Annotated in this window: 18 protein-coding genes and 1 pseudogene; 16 read left to right on the plus strand and 3 right to left on the minus strand. The window is 63.5% G+C overall.

Translation table 11 applies throughout. The annotated features are described in order from the left end of the window. Positions 1-60 precede the first annotated feature (60 nt). The 10 genes from DEIPE_RS18885 to DEIPE_RS23300 all read left to right on the plus strand — a co-directional run bounded on the left by DEIPE_RS18885 (position 61) and on the right by DEIPE_RS23300 (position 5,322). Positions 61-423, plus strand: coding sequence for a nuclear transport factor 2 family protein (locus DEIPE_RS18885; RefSeq protein WP_015231187.1), 363 nt, complete (start codon positions 61-63; stop codon positions 421-423). Between the two features lie 30 nt (positions 424-453). Then, entirely contained in the window at positions 454-918 is a 465-nt protein-coding gene (locus DEIPE_RS22580; protein ID WP_015231188.1) for a hypothetical protein, read from the plus strand. Beyond that, a complete protein-coding gene (locus DEIPE_RS22585; RefSeq protein WP_015231189.1) occupies positions 915-1,346 on the plus strand; it encodes a hypothetical protein in 432 nt (143 codons plus the stop codon). The genes DEIPE_RS22580 and DEIPE_RS22585 overlap by 4 nt, the downstream gene beginning before the upstream one ends. A gap of 117 nt (positions 1,347-1,463) precedes the next feature. Continuing rightward, the gene (gene trxA / locus DEIPE_RS18895; RefSeq protein WP_015231190.1) at positions 1,464-1,802 is read left to right on the plus strand and encodes a thioredoxin; all 339 of its coding nucleotides are present in this window, start codon (positions 1,464-1,466) and stop codon (positions 1,800-1,802) included. A 73-nt stretch (positions 1,803-1,875) separates the two neighbouring features. Beyond that, a complete protein-coding gene (locus DEIPE_RS22590) occupies positions 1,876-2,385 on the plus strand; it encodes a DUF6789 family protein (RefSeq protein ID WP_015231191.1) in 510 nt (169 codons plus the stop codon). Further along, the gene (locus tag DEIPE_RS18905; RefSeq protein ID WP_015231192.1) at positions 2,378-2,896 is read left to right on the plus strand and encodes a DUF1684 domain-containing protein; all 519 of its coding nucleotides are present in this window, start codon (positions 2,378-2,380) and stop codon (positions 2,894-2,896) included. The genes DEIPE_RS22590 and DEIPE_RS18905 overlap by 8 nt, the downstream gene beginning before the upstream one ends. A gap of 52 nt (positions 2,897-2,948) precedes the next feature. After that, entirely contained in the window at positions 2,949-3,773 is an 825-nt protein-coding gene (locus DEIPE_RS18910; protein WP_015231193.1) for an alpha/beta fold hydrolase, read from the plus strand. 171 nt (positions 3,774-3,944) lie between these two features. Further along, complete coding sequence (locus tag DEIPE_RS18915; RefSeq protein ID WP_015231194.1) at positions 3,945-4,169, plus strand: cation transporter; 225 nt, start codon at positions 3,945-3,947, stop codon at positions 4,167-4,169. An 81-nt stretch (positions 4,170-4,250) separates the two neighbouring features. Then, positions 4,251-4,796 (plus strand): carboxymuconolactone decarboxylase family protein, encoded by a 546-nt coding sequence (locus DEIPE_RS18920; protein WP_015231195.1) that lies wholly within the window; start codon positions 4,251-4,253, stop codon positions 4,794-4,796. Between the two features lie 4 nt (positions 4,797-4,800). Next, complete coding sequence (locus tag DEIPE_RS23300) at positions 4,801-5,322, plus strand: hypothetical protein (protein ID WP_015231196.1); 522 nt, start codon at positions 4,801-4,803, stop codon at positions 5,320-5,322. A 39-nt stretch (positions 5,323-5,361) separates the two neighbouring features. Here the strand turns inward: DEIPE_RS23300 and DEIPE_RS25570 are convergent. Further along, positions 5,362-5,640 (minus strand): annotated as a pseudogene (locus DEIPE_RS25570) (hypothetical protein); the annotation flags it as partial. 180 nt (positions 5,641-5,820) lie between these two features. Between DEIPE_RS25570 and DEIPE_RS18930 the strand changes: the two are divergent. Further along, on the plus strand, positions 5,821-6,120 hold the full coding sequence (locus tag DEIPE_RS18930) for a hypothetical protein (RefSeq protein ID WP_015231197.1): 300 nt from the start codon (positions 5,821-5,823) through the stop codon (positions 6,118-6,120). 223 nt (positions 6,121-6,343) lie between these two features. Here DEIPE_RS18930 and DEIPE_RS22595 read toward each other — a convergent pair whose 3' ends face one another. Next, complete coding sequence (locus tag DEIPE_RS22595) at positions 6,344-7,129, minus strand: Crp/Fnr family transcriptional regulator (RefSeq protein WP_015231199.1); 786 nt, start codon at positions 7,127-7,129, stop codon at positions 6,344-6,346. Positions 7,130-7,201: 72 nt separating this feature from the next. After that, the gene (locus DEIPE_RS18940) at positions 7,202-7,936 is read right to left on the minus strand and encodes a Crp/Fnr family transcriptional regulator (RefSeq protein ID WP_015231200.1); all 735 of its coding nucleotides are present in this window, start codon (positions 7,934-7,936) and stop codon (positions 7,202-7,204) included. 337 nt (positions 7,937-8,273) lie between these two features. Between DEIPE_RS18940 and DEIPE_RS18945 the strand changes: the two genes are divergently transcribed. From DEIPE_RS18945 to DEIPE_RS18965, 5 genes are all read left to right on the plus strand, one after another. Next, positions 8,274-9,794, plus strand: coding sequence for a PQQ-dependent sugar dehydrogenase (locus tag DEIPE_RS18945; protein WP_015231201.1), 1,521 nt, complete (start codon positions 8,274-8,276; stop codon positions 9,792-9,794). A 251-nt stretch (positions 9,795-10,045) separates the two neighbouring features. Then, the gene (locus DEIPE_RS18950; protein WP_015231202.1) at positions 10,046-10,438 is read left to right on the plus strand and encodes a hypothetical protein; all 393 of its coding nucleotides are present in this window, start codon (positions 10,046-10,048) and stop codon (positions 10,436-10,438) included. A 307-nt stretch (positions 10,439-10,745) separates the two neighbouring features. Further along, a complete protein-coding gene (locus DEIPE_RS18955; protein WP_015231203.1) occupies positions 10,746-11,228 on the plus strand; it encodes a hypothetical protein in 483 nt (160 codons plus the stop codon). Between the two features lie 121 nt (positions 11,229-11,349). Continuing rightward, positions 11,350-11,850, plus strand: coding sequence for a hypothetical protein (locus DEIPE_RS18960; RefSeq protein ID WP_015231204.1), 501 nt, complete (start codon positions 11,350-11,352; stop codon positions 11,848-11,850). A gap of 125 nt (positions 11,851-11,975) precedes the next feature. Further along, the gene (locus DEIPE_RS18965; RefSeq protein WP_015231205.1) at positions 11,976-13,769 is read left to right on the plus strand and encodes a thiamine pyrophosphate-requiring protein; all 1,794 of its coding nucleotides are present in this window, start codon (positions 11,976-11,978) and stop codon (positions 13,767-13,769) included. The last annotated feature ends 2 nt before the right edge of the window (positions 13,770-13,771 follow it).

The raw sequence follows: 13,771 nt of genomic DNA on the forward strand, positions 1-13,771 counted from the left end.
GTCGGGTTAAGTTTTAGGAAGAACACCTAAAACTTAACCGGGAGGTACTTAAGGTGAACCATGACCGAGTCCACGCGAAGCGCCCGGGAAGTGCTCGACGACCACCTGCGTGAATCCAGGGAAGGGACCGTCGAGAACGACCTGAAGAGAAACTACTCCCAGAACCTGGTCGTCCTGATCGCGGATGGCGTGTACCACGGGCATGACGGCTTGAGGCAACTCGCCGAGCGGCTGTTCAAAGAGCTGCCGAACCCACGCTTCGAGTACACGACGGTGCTGGTGGAAGGTGAGATGGGCCTGCTGGAGTGGAAGGCGGACAGCGAGCACGCGTTCGTGGATGACGGCGCCGACTCATATCTGATCCGTGACGGGAAAATCCACGCGCAGACCATTCACTACACCGTCAAAGTCAAGTCCAAATGATGAAGGCAGAAAGGCAACGGCCGAACGTCTATGAGTGAACCCACTTCCCGCCCCTCCCCTGTGCTCAAGTCCTCTCACCTCGCCTGGGGCTTCATCGCGTTACTCGCGGTGCTGCTGGTGTTCAACTGGGGAAGCGTGTATCCCGTCGTGCGCGAGGTGGTGCTAGGATCGCAACACTGGTACGGCCAGCTGTTCGCGAACCTCGTGGAGCCCGTACAGCAGCAGGCGTACTCGGCGTTCCCGTTCGTAGCACCGTTCCTGCTGGGCTTGCTGGCCGCCACCGCGCCCTGCCAGCTCTCGTCGGGCGCGGCTTCGCTGGCGTTCGTCGTCCACGACCCGCAGCCCGGCAGCGTGACGCGGCGCGCGGGAGCGTTCCTGCTGGGCCGCGTCACGCTGTTCGTGCTGCTTGGCCTGATCGTCGCGCTTGTGTGTCCGGGCCAGTTCAAGCGCCAGGAGAATTCCTGCTCGGTTTACGGCGGGTGCTGGGACCGATGATGCTGCTGGTCGGCCTGGTGATCCTCGGGGTGATTCGCCTGCACTTCGCGCTGGGCGTGAAGCTCAGCAGCAAAATGCAGGCGCTCGGGGAGGCGCGCGGCGGGTTCCTGGGCGCGTACGCGCTGAGCGTAGCGCTCAGCCTGGCGTTCTGCCCGACCTTGTTTTTCCTGTTTTTCGGGCTGACGTTGCCGCTGGCAGCCACATCGCCGTTCGGTTCGCTGTACCCGGCGGTGTTCGCGCTCGGTATGAGCGTGCCACTGCTGGGACTGGCGTCCCTGTGGTCTCTTTCCCGGGAGGACGGCGAGGCCAGCCGGTGTAAACGGTACCTGCGCGGCTGGCGCTCATGGAACCGCGCGGGAACGTACCTGGCGGGCATCGTGATGCTCAGCGCCGGACTCCAGGAGACGTTCGTGTACTGGTTGCTGTAACGTCTGAAATCCTTTAAGGTCCCTGCCAACAGGCGGAACACACCGGGAGTCCCTCACGTTGACCTGCCCCTGAAACAACCCTGGTCCTTATGAAGTGCTCCCACAAGGAGGTATGACATGAATCCCACGACGACCCCGCTGACCGACGAAACCTTCAGCGAAGCCACAGCCAGCGGCCTCACCCTGGTGGACTTCTGGGCGCCCTGGTGCGGTCCGTGCCGCGTGGTGGGCCCGGTGGTGGAGGAACTCGGCACTGCGTACGCTGGCCGGGTGAAGGTCGCGAAAGTCAACGTCGACGAGAATCCCGAACTCGCCGCGCAGTTCCGCATTCAGAGCATTCCCACCCTGCTGCTCCTCAAGAACGGCCAATCGGTTGACAGCATGGTTGGCGCGCACCCGAAAGCCGCGATTGCCCGGATGCTCGAACAGCACCTGAACCCATCAGCGAGCGGCTGAGCCGGACGTCATGCGCAACCTGCCGGAGCGAAAACCGGCACGCGTTACCACGGTTGAAGTTTAAGGAGGAAACATGAACGTTACCGCAGGCATTGCCCGTGGCGCGCTCGCGGGAGCCGCAGGAACGGTCGTCATGACCATGCTGATGCGCGTGGTCGGTCCCAAGGTGGCACCAAAAGAGATGCGGCCTGACGAATTCGTGCCGAAGAAGGTCGTCGAGTGGATGGAAAGGCAGGCAGGACGACCCGACGCGCTCAACGAGAATCAGGAACTGAAAGCATCCTACGGGGTGCATTTTGGGTACGGGTCGAGCATAGGCGCCCTGTACGGCTCGCTGCGCAACCGGCTTCCTGGGCTTCCCGCACCGCTCGCAGGTGCGTTGTTCGGCCTCGCGGTGTGGGGCGTGAATTTCGAAGGTGTGATGCCCGCGACCGGCATGGACAAAGCCGCTACGCAGAAACCACCGAGAAAGTGGCCGATGCCGATCATCGCGCACTTGGTGTACGGCGTAGTCAGCGCGCTGGCGTACGAGCGGCCTGACCGGGCGTCACACATGGTCGCCGGGAAGGTCAAGCGTGGATGACGTCGCCGAGATCCTGAAGTACCGCCAGCAGAAGGACGATCTCTTCCGCACCCGCAGCTCCCCGATCCCGCAGGACGCGCGTGCGTCCTTTGAGGGCCTGTCATACTACCCGCCTGACCCCGCGTACCGCGTGGTGGCTCCACTGAAGCGCGCGGCTGGAGAGAGCGCCGTGATCACCACCAGCACCGGAGAAACACAGGAATTCAGGCTGTACGGCACGGCGCGAGTGACGCTGCCCGCCGGGGAAGCCGAGTTGAACTTGTACGCGCACCCCGACGACAAGACGCCCGTACGCCTGTTCGTGCCCTTTCGCGACGCGACCAGCGGTCCGGAAACGTATGGCGCCGGGCGGTACCTGGAAGCGGCCGTCCAGGGGAACGGGGTGATCCTCGATTTCAACCTCGCCTACGACCCCTACTGCGCGTACGCGGACACCTGGAGCTGCCCGCTGCCACCAAGCGAGAACTGGTTGCCGTTCCCGGTCAGGGCGGGCGAGAAGAACCCCAAATAAGGCAGGCGAACTGAAACTCAGCGCCACACGCCGTCACGAGCGAGGAGGAATCATGGAAAGCAATGTCACAACGGTGAACGGCATTCGCAGGCGCTGGGAGGAACAAGGGCAAGGTCAGCCCGTGGTCTTCCTGCACGGCATCCCCACCGACCCGAGCTTGTGGCGCCACGTGATGCCGCGCGTTCACGGCGCGCGGACCCTGGCGTGGGAAATGGTCGGGTACGGGGAAAGCATCCCGGAAGGACAGGGGCGTGACATCTCCGTGGCGCGGCAAGCCGAGTACCTCGCGTCGTGGATGCGTGAACTCGGCCTGGGGCGCGCCGTGGTGGTCGGGCACGATTTGGGCGGCGGGGTCGCGCAGATCCTGGCGGTGCGTCACCCGGACCTGGTCGCCGGCCTGGTGCTGATGAACGCCATTTCGTACGACTCCTGGCCGATCCCGATGGTGAAGGCCATGCGGGCGGCGAGTGGCGTCGTCGAGCGCCTGCCGGACGCGGTATTCAAGCTGGTCATGCAGTCGTTCCTGATGATGGGTCATGACCAGGGGAGCAAGGCGCGCGAGGCGTTCAAGCACCACTGGCCGCATTACCAGCGGCACGGGGGAGCAGCGGCGTTCATCCGCCAGGTGCGGTCGCTGAACGTGCGGGACACGCTGGAGATCAGCGACCAGATTCCCCGTCTCGGCGTACCCGCGCGCCTGGTGTGGGGCGCCGCGGATCAGTTTCAGGAGATCGGGTACGGGTACCGCCTCGCCTACGAGTTGCGCGCACCGCTCGACCGCATCGAAGGAGGCAAGCACTTCGTTCCTGAGGACCACCCGGACCGCGTAGCGGACGCCGTTCAGGGACTGCTCGGGGACTTGAACTGGGCTGGCTGAGCGCGGTGTGAGGCGTCCTTGAACGCGCCGCGGACGGGATGCCCGGCGTGGCTCAGGCGTCCTTCAGGCTTTCTTCGGCTTCACGCGCGGCCCCTTGACCTTCCGTCCGAGTGGAGAGTGTAACGTCAACATGCAGGTGGCGGAAATCCCGCCGCGCGAAGGAGGACCCACATGCCGACGCAACTCGACTTCAAAGTCACTGGTGAGGAGACCATCCACTGCGCGAGCTGCGAACAACGCATCGACACTGCCCTGCACCGCCTGCCCGGCGTGCAGAACGTGCAGGCCAGCTCCCGAACCCAGGGCATCAAGGTCACCATCGACCCGGACCAGGTGAAGCCCGAGGACGTCCGCGCCCGCCTCGAAAAAATGGGTTACGAAGTCCAGCAAGCCTGACCGGACACCCGTGAACCATCCCGTGAACTGGAGGCAGCCACCATCCAGGTGGTCGCTCACCGCACCACAAAGGAGGCCCTGGTGGCCCGAATCGACCAGGTCACCCCTGAACAAGCCACCGGCCGCGCCAAGCAACTCCTCGACGCCGTTCAGAACCAGAGGGGCATGACGCCGAACATCCTTCAGGTGATGGCGCTCTCCCCCAACGTCCTGGACGCCTACCTGAAGTTCACCGGCGCGCTCGGCCAGACGCTCAGTCCACGCCTGCGTGAGCAGATCGCGGTGCTCGTCGCGCAACTCAACAACTGCGGGTACTGCCTCGCCGCGCACACCGCCGCCGCGAAACGCGCTGGGATTGACGAGAGTGAACTGCAGGCGAACTACCAGGCGGACTCCGGCGACGCGAAAACCAAGGCAGCCCTTCAATTCGCGCGCATCGTGACGCTGGAACGCGGGCAGATCCGCGAGGATGACCTGCGCGCCGTGCTGCTCGCCGGTTACAGCGAACAAGAAGTGCTGGAGATCATCGCGCATGTCGCTTTGAGCGTGTTCACGAACTACATCAGCAACACCACGAAACCCGACGTTGAATTCCCACCAGTGCGGCCGCTCGCCGCAGCCAGCTGACGTCATGAACGGCACCGCAATTACCCGCCGCACCGCACGCCGTGTGTTCGCGGTGTCATTCGTGCTCAATCTCGTGTGGGAGAACGTCCAAGCGCCCCTGTACCACCCGTACCGGTCCTTCTGGTCGCACCTGCCGGCCTGCCTGCTCGGCACGCTGGGCGACGCATCCTTCACGACGCTGCTGTACCTGGGGCTGGTGCGGGCGCGGCGTGACCCGCAGTGGTTCACGCGTCCCTCGCGGTCCACGTGGACAGTCGCGGCGATCGTCGGGCTCCTTGTCGCGGTCGTGACAGAGGTCATCGCCGTTCGGCGTGAATTCTGGGCGTACGGGCCACGCATGCCACGCCTCCCGCTGCTGAACGCGGGCGTCACGCCGCTCGTGCAACTTGCCCTCTTGTCCATCATGACGTTCAAGCTGTTGCATTTGACGGGACTCGTGGACGACCTGGGCGCGTGCCACGGAAGCCAGGCTGCTGAGCAAAAGAGGCCCAAGGCACGTGGAACAGCAGCTGCCCGGAAACGATAAGAAGAAGACACGGACCATCTGTTCGGAAGCGAGGTACTTTTCGAACAGACGGTCCATGTTGAAGGTGAACGTCTGGGCGGGCAGGTCACCCACGTCTTGCAGCGGGCCGAGACCATCGAGTACCAGCCACGCGAGGTCCAGGGCGGGTTGGTAGCGGGAATGCAGGCGGTTTAGCTTGAAGTCGGGGGTTCGTGCAAGACGCTGGTTGAGTGGGGTGACGCCCGCGTCGAGCAGCAAAGAGCGCAGCAGGGCCAGCCAGGCGAAACACGCCCACGAATTGCGCGGTCGTGAGACGCGGTCCAAGTGGCGCGTCCTCAACGGTGAGGGCGCCGGGAACGCGCTGGTTCAGTTGGGATTGGAATTGTACGGTCGCTATGTCGGCGAGTGCATCGCGGTTCGGCTGGGCCGAGGGGCAGAGGGGGTACCGGGTGGTGCGTGTGGAAGGGTGAGCTTCTGCGCGCATCATTCGCTCCTCAGCTCGGGTGGTGAGGACTGGAAGTGATCGAAGTAAGTGAAGAAATTCACTTTGCGGTTGATAGCACCTTCCTTAAACCACCCCAGGTAGAGAGCGGAGATCATGCGAAACCCGACAGGCCGCTCGGTGGTCCCTTCACCGGCCACACGACGCGGAAAAGCAATGTCACGCGCGTCAGTGAAGCGGAGAGCGTGAAACTCGAACTAGACCAGCTTGCCGGTCTGCTGGCGCGCAGCCGTAATCGCTTCGCGTTGATCGGTCCGTACCCGCAGATGCTGCAGAACGTTATTACTGCGGCGCAGAAACTCGCCAAGCTGGAGTGAAGTCGTCCTCGCGAGCACCGCCCGCAGGGTGGTATTGCTCACTTCTCGGTGCGCGAGCGATTGAGGCGAGCGGCGCCTGGGCAGATGTCTATTCGATTTCTTCGGTCCGCACTTCATTCGTCCTCAACGTCACTTGAGCTTCATGCAGGATGAGACGCTGTTTCTGCTGGTCTGGCTCGACGCTACTGAACAGCCACTCGCTTTTTCTATCTTCCCGGGATTGTCAGGTAGGCAGGGAAGTAACGGGCCTTGTTTCATTCGTTTCGAGCGGTGCTCCGTGAAGCAGCTGCTCCAGACCCGTCACGTCCACCAGGTATCGTCCCCGCGTGCCATGGAGCAAATTCTGCTCGCGCAACTGGCTGATCACCTCGGTGGTCGTGACGCGGGTCGTGTTCGCCAGACCGGCAATGTCCGCCTGACTCACGCCCAGGCGCAGCCGGTACAGGCCGCTGTGTCCGGGAGTGCCGAAACGCCGGGCGAGATCCACGAAGGTCCACGCCACGCGAGTGGTGGCGCAGTGTGCTGTTTCGCGCAGTCGCTGTTGCAGGTCCGCGTTGTGTTTAGCGAGCACCGCCGCGAATCTCAGTATCGCCTCGGGTACGCAGGCCACCATTTCCAGAAACTTTTCATGGGTGATGAGGCACATCAGCGTGTCACTGAGGCAAAGCGCGTCCGCTTCGCAGCACGTCGCGTCGATCAGGTAGTTCTCGCCGATGATGTCCCCCGGTCCGCAGAGCAGCAGCGTCTGGTCTTCGCCATTCCCGTCGCACACGCTCAGCTTCACCAGTCCCTGCAGGATGATGCGCACGTGTTGCGCCGGGTCGCCTCGCCGAAACACGTATTCGCCGCGTTTGAACGGCTGGGGTGGGCAGATGGTGTGGACCAGCTGACGGTTCTCGCCCGACAGGGGTTCACCCCAGTTGGGCTGGATGACCGTCCAGACATGAGGGGCCCGTGCAGCCTGCGCGCTCGTGGCGAGCAGTGTGAGCAGCTTCTCATTGACGTTCATGATGACTTTATTGTATGCGCGGCCGGGTCGGTGAGTCTGATCGGCTTCTCAGTCCGGAATGCCTCAGTACGCTCAGGAGCGCCGTTTGCTCAAGGCCGTTTCCCTCGTGATGGCGGTCCTTGACTGCCCTTGTGGCAGGGCAGCGAGACCTTTCACGTCGACCTGGTATTGGCCTCGCGTGCCCTGGATCAGTCCTAACTGGCGCAGATTGGAGATGACTTCTGTGACGCTGACGCGCGTGGCGTTCACGCGGGCAGCGAGCTCGTCATGGTAAAGGCTGCGCTCCAGCGTCACCCAGGCGCCGCCCGCGTCCCGTCCGAACCGCTGCGCTTCCTCGAGCAACGCGTGCACAACGCGAGCCTGCAGGGGGTAGGCAGTGACTCCCAGACGGTCGTGACAGGACGCGAGGTGACTGGCGAGCACTTCCGTGAAGCTGAGGACGACGCGTGGCGCGCGAAAGGCGAGTTGCAGGTAGTCGTCTCGGGTGATGGGACAGGTGACGGCGCGGTCACTGGTGACGATGGCCTCCGCGCGGTAGCGGGCGTTGGCGCTGAGGAAGGATTCACCGACGAAGTCGTTTTCGCCGAGGGTCGCGAGAACGTGCTGCTGCATGTCGGCGCCTATCATGCAGAGCTTCACGTGACCTTCCAGGATGATATGCAGGTGTGTGGCCTGCTCGCCTTGACGGTACAGGACGTCACCAGCCTGGTAGGTGTGGTAGGGGCAGATCTGCTGAAGGGTGTTGACGTCCTCGGGTCGCAGGCGCAGGAGCAGGTCGGTGTCCCGCACGAACCATGCGCTGTTCATTCTTTTGGTTGTAGCAGATGCGGGCATGCAGAACTGCGGAGTCGCAGTCTGCCCAGAGTTTTGGCTCACGGCGCTTTCATCTGCTTTACGTGCAGTCGTGGTCACTGCTGTCGTATTCGCATGTTGCCAGGCTGACGCTTTCTCATCGGTCTTTGAGGCTCTCTTATATCTCAGTGTGATGTCTCCCAGGCGACACAACAGCGCCATCTCTACGCACACGCTAAAGGTGGACAAACCCGCCAGCCGCTCCTCGCCATTGACCTCACGCACGCTGACCCCGCAGCAGGCCCAGGAGCACACCGGGTAAGCTTCTCACCCAAGTCGACGGAGGATGACCATGACCAGAACGAACGCCCTGCTCCTCAGCTGGAGTCTGCTGACCGGCGCCGCACTCACCGGCTGCGCTCCCGCGAAAACCGAGCCTGCAACCGTCTTCAGCGTCCCGCAGGGATACAAAGTCGAGAAAGTCGTCGGCAACCTCACGTACCCCACCGCGCTCACCTGGGACAACACCGGCAAGATGTACGTCGCGGAAGCTGGCGGTGGCCTCAACCCCGAACAACTCGCCCCCTCCCGAATCCTGCGGGTCGAAGCCGGCAAAACCACGCCGGTCGTGACGCTCAGCGATCAAGGCGTCTTCGCGTCCGTCGTGGGCCTGACCTTTCACAATGGAGCCTTCTACTTCACGCACCGCGCGCAGGGTGACCTGACCGGCGCCGTCTCCAAAGCCACCATGGACGGAGCGGTGACCCAGGTCTTCAAAGGCATCATCGACAGTCAGGCGGAACACCAGATCAATGACATCAAAGTCGGTCCGGACGGAAGGATGTACGTGGCGGTCGGCCTCGCCGGGAACGCCGGTGTCATCGACGCCAGCGTCGCCCCGTGGGTCATGGCGAACCCGACCCTGCGCCCCACAGCCTGCCAGGACATCGTGCTGACAGGCCGGAACTTCAGGACTCCGGACTTCCGCACCAAAGACAACCCCGACGACATGGTTATGACCGGCGCGTACGTGCCTTTTGGCACTGAAACCACCCCCGGCCAGGTCATCAAAGGCACCAACAAATGCGGCGGCTCCATCCTGGTCTTCGATCCCAACAACGCCGAAGCGACCCTCACCCCGTATGCCTGGGGCTTTCGCAATCTGATCGGCATCGCCTGGAACAAAACTACCGGGGACATGTACGCCGCTCAGAACGGGTACGACATTCGTGGCGCACGACCCGTCCAGGATGAATTCGACCCCACGTACCGCGTGAAGCCCGGCGCCTGGTACGGCGTGCCGGACTTCTCCGCAGCGCTCGAACCCCTCACCGACCCCAGGTTCGAAGTGGACGACAAATTCCAGGCAGAAGTCTTCATTGGCGGCGTCTCGCAAGGCAAGAACCTCGGGTTCTTGATTGATCATGCCGCGAGCGGTCTGACCGCGCCCGACAAGAACCTGCTGCTCGGCAAGCACCCCTTCAACTCCTCACCCTCGCTGCTCGACGTCGCGCCCGCTTCCTGGAACGAGTTCGCCGGGCACGTCTTTGTTGCGGAATGGGGGGACCTCACCCCACCCACCAACCCGCTGCGAGACCAGCCTGCCGGCTTCCGCATCGCGCGCGTGGATCCCTCCACCGGTCACGTCACGCCTTTCGTGAGCAACCAGAAAGCCGGACCTGCGTCCGTTCAGAATGCCGAAGGACGAGGCCTCGAACGCCCCTTTGACGTGAAGTTCGGCCCGGACGGCGCAATGTACATCGTGGACTACGGTGTCGTGACCATCGACATGAGCCTGACCGAGAAAGGCAAACCCCCCTACAGCTACAAGGCCGGCACAGGGGTCATCTGGAAAGTCACCAAGACCAAATAACCAGAGACGGGATCCGTTCGCCATCCTTCGTGAATTCACTGTACCCGGTGGCCAGTTCCGCGAGTGAATTCGGCCTCCGGGCTGCATGGTGCCAGCAGACGTCAGGTTAGGCGGAGCATGCCGTGACGAGCGAAGCAGGCGAGCCAGGATCTGCTCGAACACACTGCAAGCCGCAGACGGAGTGAACCCGACCTGCTTCACGCGGATACGCGTGAAGCGACTGCACACTCATAGGGATCTCAGGAGGACGCATGAACACCAAACAGGCCATGACATCAGGGCTGAAAGGCGCTGCGGCAATCGGCGCGTGGGCGATGATGCACCGCCTGGGCGTCAGTCGTTTGAGCATGCCCACCTACGAAGGCAGCATGCTGACTGGAACGACACAAGGAATGAGTACCAAGGCGGCCGGGATGGGCATGCACCTGCTGCTGTCCGCGTTGATCGCCATCCCGTACGCGAAAGCACTGGACCAGGAAGCCGTGCCGCGCCCCATTGAAACGGGACTGAAGTTGGGACTCCTGCACTGGCTGATCGGGGGAATGATGCTGCCCGGGATGGACGCGATGAACGGGTGTGTCAAGCGCGGCCAGGTGCCAGCCCTCAAGGTCTTCGCGGGCGGGTACGGCCAGGGGCGGTGCTGATGTTCCTGATCGGCCACCTGCTGTTCGGGATGGTGCTGGGCTGGTTGTACGCGTTTCCCGGTGCGGGATGAGCACCGCGCCTTCTTCCTGATGATGGCAGGCCAATTCCAGAAGGAGGGAGTGACCTGAGCGATGGATGAAGTGCGCGTGTCGCCTGCCCGACACGCAGCCAGACGGCAGCGGTTCAGGATAAAGACGAACGACGGCTCAGCATCTCACCGCACGAAAGGAGGTGACGGTCGCAGACCATGCTCAGCAGGAAGAGAGCCAACAACGCCAACCGGAAGGTTGATGGAAGGAGAACGTCATGGAACGCCACCAAACCACAAGCGGACTCAAGCTGAACGTCAAGGCCGCGGTGATCGCCGGGCTGATCGCCGGCGCGATCTTCATGGTCCTCGAAATGCTCCTCGTCGCGACCGTGGGTGGCGGGAGCGCCTGGGGACCACCCCGCATGATCGCGGCGATCGCGCTGGGCCAAGGTGTCCTCCCACCTCCCGCCACCTTCGATTTCGGCATTGTGATGACGGCGATGGGCGTACATTTCCTCCTCTCGGTGGTGTTCGCACTGGTGCTGGCCTGGGTCATCGAGCGGATGAGTGCCGGCGCGGCCCTCCTCGTCGGCGCCGTGTTCGGATTGCTGCTGTACCTGGTGAACTTCTACGGCATGACCGCCGTGTTCCCCTGGTTCGCCATGGCCCGCAACTGGATTTCCATTTTCTCACATGTCGTATTCGGCGTGATCGCTGCATGGGCGTACCAGTCCAGCCTGAGGCGCAACTCCTACTGAGTGCCGGGGACGCTCGTTCCAGCGACAACCTCTTGAGGTGCGGCCTTCAGCCGCGAGCGCCGCGCCCTTCCAGTCGAGCGTAACCTTCCCCCGTTTTCGGCGTGACCGTACCGGAGGCCTCGTGAGCACCGCCAAAAGTCGCCCTGCGCTTCACCAACCCCGGTATACGGCCGGTCTGTTGGCATCGCTCAGCGCGGAAACGGCGTTCATCCTCATTAACGCGCTCGCGTCAGCACTCCAGGGGAACAGCCCGTGGATGGTCGTCCGCGTACCCGCGGTGTTCATGGTGGGTCCGGACGCGCTGGAACCCGCAGGGTTCGCTGGCAACGACGTATTGCTGGGGTTATTTCTGCACCTCGTGATGTCCGCGGCGGTCGGTTTGGTCTTCGCCTGGCTCTCCGCGCACCTGACCATTTCACCCGTGGCGCTGGGCCTCGTCACCGCCGCGGTGCTGTTCTTCTTCGGATTCTGGTTGCTGCCCACCCTCTTCCCACTCTGGTTGTCGCCATTCGCGTTGTCACCCAAGGGAATGCTGGTGCAGACGGCGACGCACGTCGTGTACGGCGTGGTGTTCGGTGCCGCCTACCGGCAACTCAGCACGCCACGAGCACACCCCGGGTAACGCGCCACCTTCCGGACAACCCGGACGAACCCGGACGCTTCACCAGCAGAGCAACGCGCTTTTGATTCAGTACGCGCTGTCCGGGGCGCTCCGCGCATTCCCATCACCTCAACAGGAGGAACACCATGACCAAGACCACCGCGGATTTCATGCTGCAACGCCTCGCCGAGTGGGATGTGCGTCGCATCTACGGCTTTCCAGGTGACGGCATCAACGGGATTCTCGGCGCGCTCGACCGTGCCGGCGATCAGTTCGAGTTCGTGCAGGCACGGCACGAGGAGGAAGCAGCGTTCATGGCGTGCGCGCACGCGAAATTCACCGGCGAGGTCGGGGTGTGCCTCGCGACCAGCGGACCGGGCGCGATTCACCTGCTCAACGGTTTGTACGACGCGAAACTCGACCACCAGCCGGTCGTGGCGATCGTCGGGCAGCAGGCTCGCAGCGCGCTCGGAGGAGAGTACCAGCAGGAAGTGGACCTGGTCTCCCTGTTCAAGGACGTCGCGCACGAGTACGTGCAGCAGGCCGCTTCACCCGCGCAGATGCGGCACCTGGTGGACCGCGCGATGCGCATCGCCAGCGCGGAACGCACGGTCACTTGCATCATCATCCCGAATGACGTGCAGGAAGAAGACGCGGTGGAGACGCCGCCACGCAAGCACGGCACCATCCATTCGGGCGTCGGGTACTCCGCGCCGCGGGTCATTCCCATGGACTTCGACCTCGACCGCGCCGCGGACGTGCTGAACTCCGGGGAGCGCGTCGCGATGCTCGTTGGGGCCGGCGCGTTGAACGCCGCGGAGGAAGTCATTGAAGTGGCGGAACTGCTGGGCGCGGGCGTCGCGAAGGCCCTGCTCGGCAAAGCCGCCCTGCCGGACGACCTGCCGTTCGTGACGGGCTCCATCGGCCTGCTGGGCACCAAACCCAGCTGGGACATGATGATGGAGTGCGACACCCTCTTGATGGTCGGGTCGCGCTTCCCGTACTCCGAGTTCCTGCCCGAAGAAGGGCAGGCGCGTGGCGTGCAGATCGACCTCGACGCGAAAATGCTTTCCATCCGCTATCCGATGGAAGTGAACCTCACCGGAGACAGCGCGGAGACGCTACGCGCCCTGATTCCCCGCCTGAAACGCAAAGCGGACCGCGCTTGGCGTGAACGCATCGAAGCGAACGTGCGTGACTGGTGGGAGGTGCTCGAAGCGCGCGCCATGCAAAACGCAAATCCCATCAACCCGCAAAGGGTGTTCTGGGAACTATCAAAGCAACTTCCCGATCACTGCATCATCGCCGCCGACTCCGGGTCGAGCGCCAACTGGTTCGCGCGTGACCTCAAGATCCGCCACGGCATGCTGGCCTCCCTCTCCGGGAACCTCGCGACCATGTGCCCCGGCGTGCCCTACGCGACCGCCGCGAAGTTCGCCTACCCCGAACGCGCGGTGATCGCCTGCGTAGGAGACGGCGCGATGCAGATGCTGGGCATCAACGGTTTGATCACCATTTCGAAGTACTGGCGGGAGTGGCGTGACCCACGCCTGATTGTGATGGTCTTGCATAACGGAGACCTGAACCAGGTGACGTGGGAGATGCGCGCGATGGAAGGCAACCCAAAATTCGAGGCGTCGCAGAATGTCCCGGACTTCCCGTACGCCCGGTACGCGGAGATGCTGGGTTTGCGCGGCATTCGGGTGGATCACCCGGATCAGCTGGAGGACGCGTGGGCGCAGGCGTTCGCGTCGGACCGGCCGGTGGTGCTTGAAGCCATCACCGATCCGGAAGTACCGACCCTCCCTCCGCACATCACGTTCGAGCAGGCCATGAACTTCATGTCCGCCGCCCGCGCAGGTGACCCGAACGCGGTGCACTTCGCGGTACAGACGGCCAAGGACGCCTTCGCGAACATTCTGCCCCGCGGCAAGGAGTGAAT

It is taken from the genome of Deinococcus peraridilitoris DSM 19664, from assembly GCF_000317835.1.
Classification (GTDB): Bacteria; Deinococcota; Deinococci; order Deinococcales; family Deinococcaceae; genus Deinococcus_A; species Deinococcus_A peraridilitoris.

What these genes read in the sequence shown, in the direction of transcription:
- DEIPE_RS18965 (WP_015231205.1), top strand. Translation starts at nt 11,976, where the DNA reads ATGACCAAGACCACCGCGGATTTCATGCTGCAACGCCTCGCCGAGTGG.
- DEIPE_RS18940 (WP_015231200.1), bottom strand. Translation starts at nt 7,936, where the DNA reads ATGAACAGCGCATGGTTCGTGCGGGACACCGACCTGCTCCTGCGCCTG.
- DEIPE_RS18910 (WP_015231193.1), top strand. Translation starts at nt 2,949, where the DNA reads ATGGAAAGCAATGTCACAACGGTGAACGGCATTCGCAGGCGCTGGGAG.
- DEIPE_RS18955 (WP_015231203.1), top strand. Translation starts at nt 10,746, where the DNA reads ATGGAACGCCACCAAACCACAAGCGGACTCAAGCTGAACGTCAAGGCC.
- DEIPE_RS18945 (WP_015231201.1), top strand. Translation starts at nt 8,274, where the DNA reads ATGACCAGAACGAACGCCCTGCTCCTCAGCTGGAGTCTGCTGACCGGC.
- DEIPE_RS22585 (WP_015231189.1), top strand. Translation starts at nt 915, where the DNA reads ATGATGCTGCTGGTCGGCCTGGTGATCCTCGGGGTGATTCGCCTGCAC.
- DEIPE_RS22580 (WP_015231188.1), top strand. Translation starts at nt 454, where the DNA reads ATGAGTGAACCCACTTCCCGCCCCTCCCCTGTGCTCAAGTCCTCTCAC.
- DEIPE_RS22595 (WP_015231199.1), bottom strand. Translation starts at nt 7,129, where the DNA reads ATGAACGTCAATGAGAAGCTGCTCACACTGCTCGCCACGAGCGCGCAG.
- DEIPE_RS18950 (WP_015231202.1), top strand. Translation starts at nt 10,046, where the DNA reads ATGAACACCAAACAGGCCATGACATCAGGGCTGAAAGGCGCTGCGGCA.
- DEIPE_RS22590 (WP_015231191.1), top strand. Translation starts at nt 1,876, where the DNA reads ATGAACGTTACCGCAGGCATTGCCCGTGGCGCGCTCGCGGGAGCCGCA.
- DEIPE_RS18885 (WP_015231187.1), top strand. Translation starts at nt 61, where the DNA reads ATGACCGAGTCCACGCGAAGCGCCCGGGAAGTGCTCGACGACCACCTG.
- DEIPE_RS18915 (WP_015231194.1), top strand. Translation starts at nt 3,945, where the DNA reads ATGCCGACGCAACTCGACTTCAAAGTCACTGGTGAGGAGACCATCCAC.
- DEIPE_RS23300 (WP_015231196.1), top strand. Translation starts at nt 4,801, where the DNA reads ATGAACGGCACCGCAATTACCCGCCGCACCGCACGCCGTGTGTTCGCG.
- trxA (WP_015231190.1), top strand. Translation starts at nt 1,464, where the DNA reads ATGAATCCCACGACGACCCCGCTGACCGACGAAACCTTCAGCGAAGCC.